At 51.9% G+C, this 16643-nt stretch carries 15 protein-coding genes; all 15 read right to left on the bottom strand.

The features are described from left to right. Positions 1 to 392 precede the first annotated feature (392 nt). A complete protein-coding gene (locus tag VV089_RS06935; RefSeq protein ID WP_172540672.1) occupies positions 393 to 554 on the bottom strand; it encodes a hypothetical protein in 162 nt (53 codons plus the stop codon). Between the two features lie 278 nt (positions 555 to 832). Next, complete coding sequence (locus VV089_RS06930; protein ID WP_172540671.1) at positions 833 to 1072, bottom strand: hypothetical protein; 240 nt, start codon at positions 1070 to 1072, stop codon at positions 833 to 835. A gap of 78 nt (positions 1073 to 1150) precedes the next feature. Continuing rightward, positions 1151 to 1573, bottom strand: a complete 423-nt coding sequence (locus VV089_RS06925) for a DUF2000 domain-containing protein (RefSeq protein ID WP_172540675.1) — start codon at positions 1571 to 1573, stop codon at positions 1151 to 1153. Positions 1574 to 2085: 512 nt separating this feature from the next. Then, positions 2086 to 2964: an MBL fold metallo-hydrolase gene (locus VV089_RS06920; protein ID WP_334335384.1), complete on the bottom strand. Its 879-nt coding sequence runs from the start codon at positions 2962 to 2964 to the stop codon at positions 2086 to 2088. A 15-nt stretch (positions 2965 to 2979) separates the two neighbouring features. Beyond that, positions 2980 to 3537, bottom strand: a complete 558-nt coding sequence (locus VV089_RS06915; RefSeq protein WP_334335383.1) for a helix-turn-helix domain-containing protein — start codon at positions 3535 to 3537, stop codon at positions 2980 to 2982. A gap of 183 nt (positions 3538 to 3720) precedes the next feature. Continuing rightward, a complete protein-coding gene (locus VV089_RS06910; protein ID WP_304431427.1) occupies positions 3721 to 4143 on the bottom strand; it encodes a hypothetical protein in 423 nt (140 codons plus the stop codon). Between the two features lie 28 nt (positions 4144 to 4171). Beyond that, entirely contained in the window at positions 4172 to 5365 is a 1194-nt protein-coding gene (locus tag VV089_RS06905) for a serine/threonine-protein kinase (protein ID WP_334335382.1), read from the bottom strand. Between the two features lie 26 nt (positions 5366 to 5391). Next, positions 5392 to 6954 carry a recombinase family protein gene (locus VV089_RS06900; RefSeq protein ID WP_334335381.1) on the bottom strand — a complete coding sequence of 521 codons (1563 nt, stop codon included), beginning with the start codon at positions 6952 to 6954 and terminating at the stop codon, positions 5392 to 5394. Further along, positions 6944 to 8614 carry a recombinase family protein gene (locus VV089_RS06895; RefSeq protein ID WP_334335380.1) on the bottom strand — a complete coding sequence of 557 codons (1671 nt, stop codon included), beginning with the start codon at positions 8612 to 8614 and terminating at the stop codon, positions 6944 to 6946. Before VV089_RS06895 ends, VV089_RS06900 begins: the two co-directional genes overlap by 11 nt. 1 nt (position 8615) lies before the next feature. Beyond that, positions 8616 to 10295, bottom strand: a complete 1680-nt coding sequence (locus VV089_RS06890) for a recombinase family protein (RefSeq protein ID WP_162208655.1) — start codon at positions 10293 to 10295, stop codon at positions 8616 to 8618. A gap of 115 nt (positions 10296 to 10410) precedes the next feature. Further along, on the bottom strand, positions 10411 to 10689 hold the full coding sequence (locus tag VV089_RS06885; RefSeq protein ID WP_016220746.1) for a DUF6870 family protein: 279 nt from the start codon (positions 10687 to 10689) through the stop codon (positions 10411 to 10413). Between the two features lie 127 nt (positions 10690 to 10816). Then, a complete protein-coding gene (locus tag VV089_RS06880) occupies positions 10817 to 12415 on the bottom strand; it encodes an N-acetylmuramoyl-L-alanine amidase (RefSeq protein ID WP_334335379.1) in 1599 nt (532 codons plus the stop codon). 151 nt (positions 12416 to 12566) lie between these two features. Next, the gene (locus tag VV089_RS06875) at positions 12567 to 12974 is read right to left on the bottom strand and encodes a phage holin family protein (RefSeq protein WP_004070822.1); all 408 of its coding nucleotides are present in this window, start codon (positions 12972 to 12974) and stop codon (positions 12567 to 12569) included. Between the two features lie 246 nt (positions 12975 to 13220). Continuing rightward, positions 13221 to 14627 (bottom strand): hypothetical protein, encoded by a 1407-nt coding sequence (locus tag VV089_RS06870; protein ID WP_334335378.1) that lies wholly within the window; start codon positions 14625 to 14627, stop codon positions 13221 to 13223. A gap of 16 nt (positions 14628 to 14643) precedes the next feature. Next, entirely contained in the window at positions 14644 to 16542 is a 1899-nt protein-coding gene (locus VV089_RS06865) for a hypothetical protein (RefSeq protein WP_334335377.1), read from the bottom strand. Positions 16543 to 16643: the final 101 nt, after the last annotated feature.

Raw genomic sequence — 16643 nt, 5'->3', positions numbered from 1 at the left:
AGCAACCCACTTACCCTCTTATCTTTTCTAAACTCATCTTATCACCTACACGACATTTTGTCAAATATAATTGACATGAGAAATCCAAAACGGACACTCTAGGTTACTATTCACTCCGTGCCCAGTAACACGCTTCATCTGATAAGAATTGTAAAGTATTGATGTGGATTGTTTGAAACTATGGGGTTGTTGCTCCTTTTTGGTTTCTGCCATATTCTCTGCTTTACATAAAAACAGAGCGCATAGACTGGTTTCTATACGCTTTGATGCTGTGTTATATTCCTTATTCAGTTGTGATTGTGGTAATGGTTGTTTTGACAAACTGGAATTTGTTTAATTGTTCAGCGCTGTTATTTTACCACAACCGCATACACAATTCCATTAAATTTTACTTAATCTCTCTTTACCCTATTCTTTGCAATCATCATCTGTCTTGCCCGTTCTCTCTGCTCGGTACTGACTGCCCTCAGTTTACGGCAGCCGATAAAAGACTTCGGAAAGGAATAGGTCTTAGATACCTCGTCCTGCCCTGTCAGCTTGTTCCACAAACTCATTCAGCTTGAGCGTTGTCATTTCCTCTGCGTTGCTGTACCTCTCAGCCAATTATAAGAAACGTGCGGCAGATTTGCGGTCATTTTCATACTGTGCCTGTTCCGTTCTGTAACCGTCCAGTTCGCTCTGCATCCGAAGCCAGATTTTGCTATTCCTGTTATATCCATTTCAATCGCCTCTCTGTTTTGCCGGAAAGTAAGCATCTATGAACACAATTCTGCTAAAAGTGACTTGTACCTTTACAAGGGATGCCTTTAAGCACTTTCTCTGCTCAAGGTAATTATGAGACTGCTGCAAAACCTCCACAGCACCATGCTCCCGTTTCAGCTATTCCACAACCTCCTCCAGTGTATGGGGATTGGTGGTAATCTGCTTTTTTTATCCTATTCCTTCTTATTTTGAGGAAATAATTCTGTATGCGTGTTCTAAGTTTTACCTTACCGCCTTTCCCGGCAATAAAAATACTTGTCGGCCCGTCCGCCCCACCTATAATGGATACGCTGCTTGCAACCTTGTCCATACCTACATCTCCCTGCGGAAACGTCAGACCACCGCATATGGCGATCTACCATATGCGGCGGTTACTTTTGTGTATCCTTTATCTCAGCAGCGCCATACTCCCTGTCAACTTGTTTACTTTCTTTTTCGCACCGCAGATGGCAACCCCATAATAATTCAGTTCCGTTTCGGAAACATCCTTCATCTTTTCAATAAACTCATCATAGGTCTTGCACCCCTGCGCAAGGTCTGAAAAATCCACCACCGTTAAGTCCGAAAACTCCGGCTCATACAGCTTTTCACGGACAGACTTGATCACCTCCACATTGCCCTTTAAGATCGGCACCGGAAATTCAATGATCCCCAAATGCCCGTTACCCGTCCTGTCATACACATCTGTGCCTACAACTTCCGGCATCTGCTTCCCCAGCGTGATGCCCATAATAGCCGCCGTGTTCACTATGATACCAAGCGGCAGGTTCTCGTCAATCACCATGACACATTTTTCATTCTGTAAATCCATCCTTCAATCCTCCTGATTTTTTTGATAACAGCGGTAGAGATAAGCCCTGCAAACCGCAGGATGTCCTCCAAGCCTATATCTGACAGGTTCCCGTCCAGCAGGAATAAAAGCCCTTGACACTTTACCCCGGTGACCGTCTCTCCCGCCATGACATATTCCGTCCCACTGTTCCCACTTTTTATGAACAGCCTCTCTGGCATTTTCCCTTTCAAGCAAAGTTCTTCGGTATCCGTTGTTAAATTCCATTCGCTGACCACGCCGCATTTTTCCAGCCCATACCCATTGTCCGTAAGGATGGAACTCAGATCCTTACTTCTTTCTTCATGTGGATTACCTTCTTGTCAAGAGCCATTTTACCTCTTATTTTTTTCTGCGTCTTGTAAAATATCTTCATTTTTCAGATTGATCGGTTTTATTTCTCGTGGTGATGATCTGATTTTTTCAAGTGATTTCTGTAAAAATTAACCGCCGCATATGGAATAAAACCATAGCGGCGGTCTGGATATGTCCTCTTATATCCTCTGCCAGAGCAGCATACTGTCCTGAAATTCAGCCGACAATTTTTCTGTATCTTTCAGCCACGAAAGGCAGGACCGCACCGTGCTCCCCACCAACACATACTGCTCAAAATTCATGGCAAGTCCATAGCCTTTGAATACTTCCTGCAAAATCCGCTCAAAACACATTGGTTCTTCACAGATTGATAGAATCCTCTCTGCAATGCTCTGCACCTTATCCCTATTGTAACGGACAAGCTCCTTCACATCAGCAGAGGCATCCGCATGGGCGGGGACAAACATGGCCGCCTCCATCTGCTCCACCTTATCCAGCGTCTCCAGATAAGCACCTACGTCATAAATGAAGGAAACCGCATATTTATCCAATATCTCCCTACTGCTGATACAGTCCGCAAGGAACACCACATTGTCCGGCATACGGAACCCCGCCATGTCAAAGAAATGCCCCGGCATGGGAATCACCTCAATCTCCTTCGGGAAACTTTCATCTGAAAAATCCGTCACATCGCTTTCCTGCGCCATCAGGAACTTATGCCGCAAATCCTTACACGGATAACCACCGTAAAGGAAGGACGGCTCCAAGAGCGGGTATTTTGTAAAAGCCGCCTCTATGCCGCCGGAATACACCTTACAGCCCGTCTGCCCCTGCAGGTATCTGTTCCCACCGATATGGTCTGCGTTGGAATGGGTATTCAGGATTGCCGCCAGATGCCATCCGTTCTTATCCAGTATCTGCCGAATCTTCCGCCCCACATCTTTGTCATTTCCGCTGTCAACCAGATAAACATTATCCTTGTCTGCCACATAGACACCTATCTTCGCCGGACAGTTTATGTAATAGCATTTCTCACTGACTTGAACCAATTCATACATTTTTCGTTGCCTCCTTTAATTGTTCGGATAAAATATCACATTATAAGCAGCGCAGGCTTTATCTGAAGCATTGTGGTATGCGTGGGAAACATCCGCCCCAAACCGTATGGACTGTTTTTCCTGCAGCACTACTTTCTTCCTGCCTATTACCATTTTCAATGTCCCATGCACCATAAAAACATATTCCTCCACACCCGCCACATGAGGAAGCGATTCGTGCTGCACCCCTGCGTCAAACTCAATATAGAAAGCCTCCACATTCCTTATCGGGTCAAAGGGAAACAGTGGGTAAGCCCGCATCCCTCCGTTTTCCTCTGTAATCACATTCTCCCCGTCAAGCCCGGCAGCCATGTATTCCGCTTCTTCCTGTTTGCAGAAAAAGGACAATGGAATTTTCAGCCCTGTTGAAATCTTCCATAATATGTTGATGGTGGGTGAGGACTGCCCACGCTCGATCTGTCCCAACATGGGCTTGCTCACGCCAGTCAGTTCCGCAGCATCATCCAGCGTGAGCTGCCTTGTATTCCGGATTTCTTTCAGCCGCTCCCCTATCTTTAATGAAACCTGCTCCATGCTTCTCTCCCTAAATATGTTTTGTTAAATAAAATATATTATAACATATTCACAGCTAAAACAAAAGAAAAATATGTTGAACCGCAAGGCAGCACCGATTTCACACGTTCATCGGCTCTGCTTGTGTCAAGTAAAGGACAAAAAATTTTCCAACTTTTTTATTCCTCTATATCAAGACTCCCTTTATGCAATTTTCAATACTTCATATATTGCCTCTAAACAATCTTCTATTGTAAGTGCTTTACCGTTTTCAAAAAACACTGATGTAACAGCTTGATTTTTGCAACTCTCCTGAGTGGATAAAACATCATCAAAAATATCCCTAACCTCATCCAAATCTGCTCTGGAAATATCTAATGCATTTTTCCAATATCTAACAAAATGTTTCTTAAAAGATTCATAGTCCGAATAAAGCCCCATTGGATTATCCTGTAGGCCATATCGCATCGGCTGAAAAAGAGACGCTATATCCCTTACATATTCATATACCAACTTTTCTTTACCTCTGACATTTGACATATTTGCTGATGCCGAATTGATATCAAGATTAAACTTCATCCACATATGACTTTGAAACTGATTTCCTGTGATAAAATATTGTTGCATATTCCTACCCTCTTTCTAATATTTTTCATTAACTAATTATTGCCAACAACTCTCCACAATCCCCATACCGGTCCTCCAAATTTCCCGCCAGACACTTCATCACAATATTAATCTGCCTATCTGATAAATCCGGAACGGCATTGCCCAAATATGTCCTCATGTCGCTCCCATGGGGCGCTCTCCCACAAAGCAGCCAGTACCAGATTGCACCTATGGAATATATATCACTCCTGCAATCTCTCAATTTTGGATTTTCCTGCAATAAGGGATCAATAAAAGCACCGCCCGCCACAGCTTCACCCGTCTTGGTTAGTTTTGTATTATTTTCCGTATCTAAAAAGGCGCTAACTCCAAAATCAATAATCTTAAATATCTTCTCCTTTGTTGAAAACACCACATTGCTCGGTTTTAAGTCCCTATGTATAATCCCCTTTCCATGGGCATATTTTAATCCGTTCAAAATAGGCTTTATTACTTTTACACTATATTCAAAACTTAACATACCATACTTTTTCTGCAGTCCATTCAAATCATACCCTTCAATATACTCCATTCTTATAAACGGTCCTTCTGAAATCCTCCCCGCATCATATATTTTAACAATATTCATATGATTCAACTGAAACAGCATTTTAGCCTCTCTGAAAAAACGCCTCTCCCCCTCTCTCTGCTCATCCGATGATACAAAAATAGGTGAATATACCTTCACAGCAAAATCCATATCCAAACAAGCATTGTGATATTTAAAAACAGAGCCAAAGCCCCCATATCCTATCTGTTCCACTCTTTTATACTGCTTTATCTGTGAAAACGGATCTGCTTCTTCATCAGAATGTTCCTCTATATATTCAATCAGACGATTTATGGAATCCGTGATCAACGTCCTTCTTCCCGCATAATTGCCGGACTCATTCTGCATATATCTTCTAAATTCATCTGCTGTCCTGCAGCTTCTGATAAATTGGGGAATCTGTTCTTTAATGCTTACGTTTTCCAGCAATGCGTTTCTTGTCTGAATATAATATTTATCGTCAATCGTTCCGTCTGTCGCCTTTGACAATAACCCCATCTTATACTCGTCCAGCATATCTATCAATTCTGTTTTTGTCACTGTCCCACCTCTCTCTTTAATCCAACATCTTTCCAGACAAAAACAATTACATTCTTCGCATCCACAGCCATTATACCCCAAAACCACCAAAGCCACAAGCACCCCGCTCATGGCTCCGTCAATCTTCCTACAAATTTTTACGAATCTCCCCCGCCGAACATATCCCCGCCCTTCCAAACAACCTCAATCCGCCCTTCTCCAAACACCCTGATTCTCTCAATCCCCTTCCGCAGCACCCCCTTATCAAACTCCCGCAGAGCCGCAATCCCCTCCAGCGCAGCCTCCCCCTCCTGGGAGCCACACCCTTTCAGCCTCTCAATCCCATCCTCTGCCTCCCCCATCTCCTTCCCAATCTCCTCAACCCTCACACCCATACTCCCCGTCCTCCCCACAAACTGCTCCCGCGACATCCCCCCAGACCGGTACTTATCATACAAAAACATCTTCTCCGCCGAAATCCGCTCCTTCTCCCTCCGCAGAGACTCCAGCTTCCTCCCCAATGCCTCCCACTCCGCTTCCACATCTTTCCGCCTGGAATTGCCCAGCATCACCTCCGCCGTCTTCCGCACATACTCCATAACACTCCCTTCCAGCTTCTCCATATCCTCCACCGCCCTCCTGCACTCCGTATCAGTCCCGCAGGTCCGGTAACGGCAGCAATACTTATGGTTCTTCTTCACCATAGACCGCCCGCAGTACCCGCAAACAAACAGCACCTCCCGCTTAAAGCCGCTCATATCCACGCCGCTCCTGTCCCTCTTCTTCGGCTTCGCCCTCTCATTCGCCAAAGCAAACAATTCCTCCGACACCAGCGGCTCATGCTGCCCGTCCACAACCACCCACTCCGAACGGTCATGCCACAGCATCCGCTTCCCCGTAGTGATAGACTTTTCCGAACGGTTCCACACCACCTTCCCGATATAAGTCTCATCCGACAAAATAGAGCGCACCGACTGGGGCCCCCACAGCTTCTTCACCCCGCCGCCCGGATGCTGATACCGGCTGTTCTTCCCCTGCTTATACTCCACGCAGGTAAGCACACCATTATCATTCAGATAACGCGCAATCCCCGAAACCGTAACCCCTTCCGCCGCCATGGTAAAAATCTTCCTCACCACCTCCGCCGCCTCCGAGTCAACCACCAACCGGTGCTTATCCTCCGGGGACTTCTCATACCCATACCTGGCAAACCCGCCCAGATACTCCCCTTTCCGCGCCCGCGCCATCTGCGCAGACCGTATCTTCTTAGACAAATCCCTGCTGTACAGCATATTAATCAGGTTCTTAAACGCCACATTCAGACCGCCAGCCGTCCCCAGCACACCCTCACTGTCATAATGGTCATTCACCGAAATACACCGCACCTCCATCAGCGGGAAAATCTGTTCCAGATAACTCCCCACCTCAATATAATCCCTCCCCAGACGGGAAAAATCCTTCACAATGACACAGCCAATCTCCCCACGCTTCGCCGCCTCCATCATGCCCTCAAAACCGGGGCGCCGGAAATCGGTCCCGCTGAACCCGTCATCACAAAATTCCAGCACCCGGCACCTTCTAAGCCCCGCATCCCCCTCAATAAACCCGTCCAGAAGCCGCCTCTGGGACACAACACTGTTGCTCTCCTGCTTCACGCTCCTCCCGGTATCCACATCCTCATCCGACAGCCGGATATACTTAGCCACCACATCAACCTTCATCCTTCTCCGCCTCCCTTTCCCTCACAGCTCCCAAAAGCTCCGCAAGCATATCATCATAGGCCAGGACCACCTCACAGTTCCCATCCCTGTCCACAGAAACCCTCGTCACAAAAGCGTCCACCATCCCCTGGGTCAACTCCCGCTCCCCCAGGGACCCGCGCACCGTCTTCTCCCAGCCTTCCTCTATATGAAAATCCCTCTCATACCTCTTCCGCTCCAGCTCCGCAGAAAGCGCCTCCGCCTCCTTCGTATACCGCTCCGACAGCGCCGCATATTCCTCCCCGTCAATCAGCCGCTCCGCAAAATCCGCATACAGCCCCGCCTTCTTCCCAGCAGCCTGCCGCATCCTCTCCCGGATACGTTCCGCCTGCCTGGATATCAGCCTGTACCGCTCCATCCCCTGCCTCCCGGCATTCAGCTTCCGGACCAGCCGTTCCGCATCCAGACAGGCATCCATATGGCTCCTGATAACCCCGAACACCGCAGCCTCCAGATCCTCCAGCATGACCTTATGCCGGTACGGACACACCTTCCGGCTCCTGTTATGGGAACTGCAGCCATAAAAAAACTTATCCCCCTCCTGCGATACCGCCCGGAACAGATACATCGTCTTTCCACAGTCACTGCACACCACCTTCTTCTTAAACTTATTCCTCCCCGCCGCACAGCGCCTGCCCTCCGCACGTTTCCCGTTATAAACCCGCACCTGTTCCGCCTTCATCTCCTGTACCCTGTCAAAATCAGCCCTAGAGACCAGCGCCTCATGGGTATCCCTTACCACATACCCACCGGCGTCCGCTCCCCCGCCGGAGCCGCCCCCAAACAGCTTCCCGCCGGTCTTCCCATGGACAGAATCCCCCGTATAATACTCATTCGACAACAGCCGCTTCACCACGATCCCCGTCCATTCCACACACCCCTTATGCCCCGTCACCGGAAGCCCCCTTGACTTCCGGTAGACCTCCGGACATGGGATGCCCTCCCCGTTCAGGATTCCCGCAATCCTCCCATAGCCGTTACCCTCCAGGAACAGCCGGAAAATACGCTTCACAACCCCCGCCGTCTCCCCGTCCACCACCAGGCTCTGCTTATCCTCCGGAGATTTCAGATACCCGTAAGGAGCCAGCTTGATCACAAACTTCCCCTCCGCCCGCGCCGTATTCAAGGCAGAAGTCACCTTCCGGGAAATATCCTTCGCATAATACTCATTTACGATATTCTTCAAAGGCATGGACAAATCCGTCCCGCCCCGGAAAGAATCAAACCCGTCATTCACCGAAATAAACCGCACATTCAGAAACGGGAACACCCTCTCAATATAATTGCCGGCCTCCACATAATTCCTCCCAAGTCTGGACAGATCCTTAACAATGACACAATTAATCTTCCCGTCCCGGATATCCCCCATCATCCGCTCAAAACCCGGACGCTCAAACGTGATCCCCGTAAAAGAAGCGTCAGAATACGTCTCCTGCACCACGATATCCTCCGTCCCCTCCACAAAGCCCCTCATAAGCTCCATCTGCGTCTCAATAGTTCCCCGCTCCCGGTTCACCCCGGACTCATAAGAAAGCCTCGCATACAGCCCCGCCCGGAACAGCACAGCCTTCTCCACTTTCCCAACAGCCCCGTTCAGCTTCTTCCTGCTCTTCCTTGCCATGTCAGACCGCCTCCCTTCCGGCAGACAACCCTTCCGGTCCCGGACACTCCCTGCCCTCCACATATTCCAAAGCCTGCCGGTACTGGTCCGCAAAATCAAACACCACCTCAATATTCTCCCTGTCATACACCCGCACTTCCGAAATCAGGGCCACCACCACATTCCTGGTCAGCTCCCCGATATCCCGATACTCCTTAAAATAAGAAATCCACCGGTACTTGTCCTCATGCCCTTCCAGGACAGCCCGGATCTCCCTCTCCGCCTTCCCTGCCGCCTCCTGCGCCTCCTTCCCCCTGGCCTCATACGCGGCATGGAGCTCCACATAATCCTCCTTCGTGATCACCCCGTCCTTCATGTCCTCATAAAGCATCATACGCAGCTCCCGGCACCTCTCCGCCTCGCCTAACAGCTTCTCCCGCCGTTCCTCCAGCTTCCGGACATCCAAGTCCCTAAACGGCACCGTCCCCGCATATTCCAGCACCCTCTCCAGATCCAGGATACACCCTATATGCCTCTTCAACAGGACAAACACCGCATCCTCCAGCGCCTGCACCGGAATCCGGTGAGGGCCGCAGCTCCCGCCCGCCTTATGCCCGGAACAGATATAATAACAATACCTCTTCCCATTCACCGAAGACACCTTCCGCACCATCGGGGCCCCGCAGTCCCCGCACACGGCAATCCCGGACAGCAGATACACGCCCTCCCTGTCCGGCGCCGTCCTCGTATCCATCCCCAGCAGCTTCTGAACAACCGCAAAATCCCTCTCGCTGACCACCGGCTCATGGTTCTTCTCAACCCTCACCCAGTCCCCTTTATCCTTCCGTATGGATTTCTTCACCTTATGGTTCGGCGTGGACTGCCTCCCCTGCACCAGATTTCCAATATAGACCTCATTTTCCAGAATACGCCTCACCGCCACCGGGCTCCACCCGGACGCCGCCTTCACCCGGAACGCCGTCCGGAAATTGATACCCCGGCTGTTCTTATACTCCATCGGAGAAAGGATACCGTCCCTATTCAGCTTCCCGGCAATGGCATCCTGGCTCATGCCGTGCAGCTTCATACGGAAAATATCCCGCACCACCCCGGCCGCATAAGCATCAACCACAAGCCTATGGCGGTCCTCACCGTCCTTCTGATACCCATAAGGCGCAAAAGCGCCGATAAACTCCCCGTTCCTCCGCTTCACTTCCAAATGGCTCCGGATCTTCACCGAAATATCCCGGCAGTAAGCGTCATTGATCAGGTTCTTAAAAGGAACCAGAATCTCGTCCCCCTGCCCGTCCCCTCTCAAACTGTCATAATGGTCATTCACCGCAATAAAGCGCACCCCAAGAGCCGGGAACAGCCGCTCAATATAGCGTCCCGTATCAATGTACTCACGCCCGAACCTGGACAGATCCTTGACGATCACACAGTCCACCGCGCCCCGCCGTATATCCTCCAGCATCTGCTGGAACCCAGGCCGCTCAAAACTGGAACCGCTGTACCCGTCGTCCACCCGTTCCGAAACCACCACAATATCCTCTTTGTCCTTCAGGAAATCTCTGATAAGCTCTTTCTGATTAGAAATGCTGTTGCTCTCCGCCTTAGACGCGCCCGCAACATCGCCATCCTCCTTCGACAACCGGACATAGATGGCGGCATGATAGATCTTCTTGAATTGTTTGTTCTTCATGTGCTCCCGCTCCTTTCTAATTTGCCAGAATCACCTGCAAAATCAAAAAGGCGGATGCACTAACTTGTCCCTAAGACAATCATAGCGCCTCCGCCCCCAAAAGTCCAATGTTATTTTAAACATTCCGCAGCATATTTTCAAAAGCCTCTTCAAAAGAGCCTCCGCCCTCCATAAACCGCACCCTCACCTTCATATCCCCCACACGCACCGCATAAGGATTCCCCACCGCTTCCAGATAAGCCCTCTTCCTTTCCTCCAGCGGCAGGCTCCGGTCAATCTCCACCTCCCGGATATCCACAAGCCCCTCCTTCTCCACAGTCCTCACATCCACGTCTTTCAGCGCGTCCAGCTCCATCACCGTCATAACCAATTCCCTTACCTTTCCAAAATTCATACCAACGGCATGGTATGTACCGCCGGGGAATCCCCCGGCCGACGCGCCGCCCAGACCTCAACAGCCCTCCGGCAGCATATAGCAAGACAAAAAAATAAGGCATCCCTGCCCCTCAACAAAAACGCCCTTACAGCCTCGTCACAAAATCCAGCGAAATCCACCCGTTCCGCTCCCTCTTATACGACTTCAAAAGCCCCCATTTCCCGGCTCCCTTCCCGTCCGCTTCCTCCACAACCGTAAACACACCCACACCCGTAAACAGCCCCGTCCGGGCAAAATCCGTCCCCGGCCCCTTGCGGATATTCAGATCCGGGATATCCACCCGCACCAGATAAGAAGACTTCCCCGGCAGCCTCTCCATAAACATCACATACTCCGCATCCGCCGTGATAAAAAGCCCCGATTTCAGCCTGTACCACCGCCTGTCCGCGCTGATGCCCGTAACCGTATAAATCCCCTCATACACCACCTGGTCCACATTGTCCCCCATGCAGGGAGCAGTCCGCACATTCACCCCGTCCCTGCCCTTATAGAACACCTTCACAAACCCGGCCATAGGCTCCACCGGATTCCCCGGCACACCGCAACCGCTTCCGCCGCTCCCGGCCTCCCCGGTAATCTCCCTCAAAATCCCCAGGACCTTCTCCCCATACCCGGCTCCCGCAGCCCAGCCTTTCCCCTGGGGATTCTCCTGGACACCCAGCCACTCCACATAAGGCGCACACCCCCTTGCCACATACCTAAAGCGCGGGTCCACATTCCCATTCACCAAATCCTCCGTACAGGCATAGGCTTTCAAATGCTGCACCTGGCACCGGATACCAAGCAGCGCCGTATTAAAACACAGCCCCTTCACCCCGTTTTTCACCACGCCCATCCCGGCAAAATTATTCTGCTCCAAAGAGACCGCCGAACCCGAAAACGTAAAATTCCCCGTCTCCAGGCACGACTGGGCAAAAGCCACATCCCCTCTCACGCCCTCGGCCTCCCCTTCCGACAGATACAGCGGCACCATATCCAAAACCGACTGCGCCACCCCCGGATTCTTCCCCTTCACATACTCCCGCATCTGCTCCGCCGTCGCCACAGCCTTCCCCATAATCCTTGTAAGCCCGGAAACACCCGCGCCAGAACCGCCATCCCCGCCGCTGTCATTCCCAGTCTCCGCACCGTCCATAGCCGCCCTGATATCCTTCCGAAACTGCCCCATAGACAGCCCAAACCGCTTCCAGATATGCTCCACGTCCCCGTGATTGCTTGCAATCCCCCTCCTATGCCCCTCGGAATGGGAAACCACAACCCCGTCCGCCAGAGGGTCCAGCCCAAACATCTGGCACAGATAAGCAAACAGCTCCACCGCATACCCATAAGCGGCAAGCACATGATCCCTCGTGCCTCTCCCGTCCCCGGTCTCCGTCCAGGCCGAACCGCCCGTATACCGGATCGTGGCAGGCTCCGTCATCTCCACCCCAATATGCGTCCCGTTCCCGTCGCCGCCGCAGTGCCATCCCCTATAATCCCAAGGCAGAAGCTGGTACACATCCCCTCCCGGTTCCACAATAGCATGGACACAAGCCCCCGCATCCGCCTTATCCCAATTCTTCATAAACACAGAAGCCTTCGGCTGTGGACACCCCACCGAATGGATCATCAGCCCCTTCACCGCAATCTTCCTCCCCGCCTGGTAACACCCGGACTCCGTTAAAAACTTCTGAATCAGCTTCATACAAAATCACTCTCCTTCTCCCGTTCCCTGCCCGGAACATTCTCCAATTCACTGCACGAAAAAAGGCACCAGCTTTCACACTGATGCCCGCTCACAAAAACCCTAAAAAATATCTCCCTCTGTACTTCCCGCCCTTATCCTCCGTACTTTCCTACTCCTTCCCCTTTTCCTCACGCAACTGCGCCAGAACCCCTTTCAGCTTCTCCGGCACCGGCAGCCCAATCCTGGCCGCATTCTCCAGAATCGAAATCCCCTCATTGGACAGATAAAAGAAAATCACCGCCGTCCGCACCGCGCTCCCGTTCTGAATAATATGCGTGTCCAAAATATGCCCCAGCGCCACCAGACAAAAAATCACAATCTTCTTAAAAATCCCCCGGAACCCCACGCCGCTAGACAACCTCTTCTCCACCGCCGCGGCCATCAGCCCCGTCACATAATCCACCGCCACAAACACCACCAGGGCATACAGAAAACCGTCAAACCCTCCCATGGCCCAGCCCAGGTATCCGCCCATAGCCGCAAACCCGCACTCTATCACACTCACAAACTCCTTCATACAAAATCCCTCGCTTTCTCTGATTTTTCTATGGAAAAAGCGGCCCGCTCCCAAAAGCCGCCGCCCTGTTCCCAATCCCAATATCCGCACACCATTCCCTAACATTTCATCCCATTCCCACACACCTCAGCCCATTTCCCTGCACTCCATACCATTCTCCCATATCCCAAACCATCCCCTGCTCATCCCTGCCGTCCCATGCCGTTCCCGCCTATCTCAATCATTCTCCGCCATTCCATACCTTTCTCACCCCTCCCCACTCGCAGCCTCCGTCAGCGTATAAGTAATCTTCATGGTCTTATTCGCATCCTTCACCACCGCCGAAGAAAGATTATTGATCGTAGCCAGATAAGGCGTCAGCAGATACATATGCCGGTACTCATTCCCATAACTGCCTCCCCACCCCACCAGAAACTGCTTATAGTGGAACAGCGGCGTAGCCGCGCTCCCCAGCCTCGCGCTCCCCTGGGTATGGATAACCACATCCTCTGCCGTCACCTGAAAATCCCCGCCCACAATCAAATCCCCAACCAAAGTCAAGAACAGCTCACAAGTCCCCGACTCACAAAGCGGCTTCATCTTAGAAGTAAACCCAAAAGCAATCAGCGACACATCCGCCGTATTCGCCACATTGATCTTATAAATCCCCTTCTTGTCATAGGCCGGCACATACAGATACCCATTCCTCATACAGCACCGGCACTTCCGCTCCGGATAACTCCCGCTCATATCCCGCTCCCCCACAGCCATCAGCCTGGCATTGGAAAGCGTCCACTCCCCCTCCGTCACCGAATAATCCGCCTTGGAAATCCTCACCCAAAGCACCCTCGCGCTCCCGGAAGAATTGCCCTCATTGGAAAACCCGTACCAATACCCGTCCTTCCCGTCCAGAAACTCCCCATACAGCGTATAACTCCCCAGAAACAAAAATGTCTCCACCGAAACCGCATGGTCCTCCAGCACCCTGTAAGAAGAATCATCCAGCCTCTCATTCAGCCCCACACTGAAAACCGGCAGCCTCACCTTCCGCACCCTCACACTGGAATCCTCAAAACAAATCGAATACAGCAAATCCCTCTCAAAATCCATCTCCACTGCTTCAAACAACACAACCTGCCTCGCCTTCCCCAGATCCCCGATATCCAGCTTCTTGATCTGCAGAAATGCGCTGCCATCCCCCACCAGGCTCCCGTACCCGTTCTGCCCGCCCTGGGCGCTGGTCAGCGCCACCGCCGCAATCGTCCCGTTCCCCTGGCTCGGCGTAAACTCCCACACAAACTTATACCCATCCTCCAAAACCTTGCTCTCCGTCTGGTTCAGACTCCCCCTGGCCGCATTCGCCGTAGTATTCATATTATTGGAAGCATAAGCCACCGGCAGATTGTCCGACAACTCATAAATATGCCCCGCATCCTCCTCCAGCGCCTTGGAAAAAAGCAGAATCCCCCCTACCATATTCGGGCAGACCGGCAGCAAAACATCATTCCACGACAACACATCCGCCAGCCGTTCCTCCGAATAAAACACTCCCATGGGGTTCATCCCCAGAATATCATTCACCGCCTCCGTCACCATATTTTCCTCCGTGACCGTCTCCACCTCCCCCGTGGCCCCATCCGTCAGTTCCAGAACCATTGTCCCTTTCAGTTTCATACACGCCCACTCCTTCCTAACCAATCTCAAAAGGCTTCCCAAAAGCCCCGATCAATACCTTCCCCATACTGTCCCCATAACTCCTTTGCACCAGCTCCATGGTCTCAATCCCCATATCCCCGGCAAACACCTTCATCCCCAGGCCGCCGCCCAAAGCAAACCGCCTCATAGGTTCCTCTACCGTAACCGTACCGTCCCAGGCAGCCGCCGCGGCCATCCCCTGCCCGCTGATAGAAGCAATACACCCGCCCGTCTCAATCTTCCCCGTGCCGCCCTCCATCCGCAGATACACATTGAACGTATTGGTAATATTCGGCACAAGACCATCAATCGGATAATACAAAGACAGAATATGCCTCCCGCTCCCCCAGGTCTCCACCGGCCGGTGAGCCAGAATCTCTGAATCATTCAACTCATAAGTAACAAAAACAGCCGCCTGCCCGTCCTCCGTCCAAATGACAGGAAGCTCCACCTCCACCGTGACATTCTCCGTACTTTCCCCGGTTCCGCCATCATCCCCGGCACTCCCGGCCTCTTCTCCGTCACCGGAAACCGCACCAACAGCCACTCCGCCGCCCGTTCCTCCGCCAGCCCCCGCCACAGGAACCGGGACCACAACACTCCCGGACGCACAAGCCCTCCGCTCCACCTGCGCCGCCCTCACATCCAAAACCACCTGCCCGAAAAACTGCACATGGGTCTCTTCCTTCGCCGCAAACTCAATACTGATCACCCGCACCCTGTCCTCCGCCACCACATAAGCAGAAGCATTGGTAAACGTATGAATCCCCACCTTCCCGGCCTCAATCTGGTTCAAAAGCCCGGAAATATTCTTGTCATTCTTAGACTTCGCCTGGGCCAGCCTGGGATTCTTACCCACACATTTCAGGCTCTGCCTCCCGCCAATCCTGCACTGGAAAGACGTGATACAAGTCATCTGCTCCCCGTCCGCCTGCCCGCCCGTAAACGTCAGCACATCCCCCAGATCCAGCGCCGGATTCCCTATGGTACTGGAATCAAAAGGCACATAATTCACCGCCGCCAGGTCAGCCAATATATTCCCGCACAACTGCCTCCTGGTCTCCTCCAGCCCAAACTGCAAAAGCGGGTTCACCCCCAGATTCATGGTCAGCCCGTCGTCCACCTCCAGCCCATAATACTCCGCCGTCTGCGTCCGCAGGTTCGTAGAACTCACCGCCGTATACCTGGTAATAAAATCAGAAAAACTGCTGGAAAACCGGTGCCTCCCCTGCACCTCCAGCACCGGCTCCGCCCCGTACTTCCGAAGCTCCAGCCTCCCCCGCCGGTTGATACAGAAAAACCCGCCCAGCACCTGCCCCACAAAAAACAGCACGTCCCGGTACGTCCCAATATCATTCTCCGGGTAGATCGAAAGCAGCTCCCTCCCGTTGGGCATCCCCTCAATCTCCCCCTGCGTATTCTCCATCTCCACACCGCAGGCCTTACAGCACAGCTCCAGAAAAGCCCAGGCATTCCCCACAGACTCAAACCCGTTAAAACTCTTCTCAAACCGCAGCATATAATCATAGGCTTTCAGTTCCAGGCAGTGCAACCTCCGGTTCGCCTCGCTCACCTCAAAAATCCCCATCGGCACTTCCTCAAACCCACCGCCCTCCACCCGCAGATGATAGAAAAGCTCCACCTTCGCCCCGTCCAGCGTATACCGATCCACCTGTGAAAACAACGTAACGCCCATCTCCGCCGCATACACCGTCCCCAGCTCAATCTCCGCGCTCCCGCAACACTGGGCGAAAATATACCCGCTCCCCTTCACAATATCCTCATACCCGAACGGATAGACCGCCCCGCCCTTCGTAGTGATCCGCCCCGTCCAATAATACCTCCGGGTATTCTCCTGCACCGCCCGCAGGAACGCCTCGCTCACCGGATACATGAAAACACCCCCTTCCACGCAAAAAGCACCAGCCCTTTCAGACTGATGCCTTCCCTAAAAACAATCATAATCTCCTTAAAAAATAAGAATCTTTCAAAACA

Source organism: Candidatus Merdisoma sp. JLR.KK011 (genome assembly GCF_036941125.1).
Taxonomy (GTDB): Bacteria; Bacillota; Clostridia; order Lachnospirales; family Lachnospiraceae; genus Laedolimicola.
Note: the sequence above shows the minus strand (reverse complement) of the source record. Positions and strands in the feature narration are given on the sequence as shown.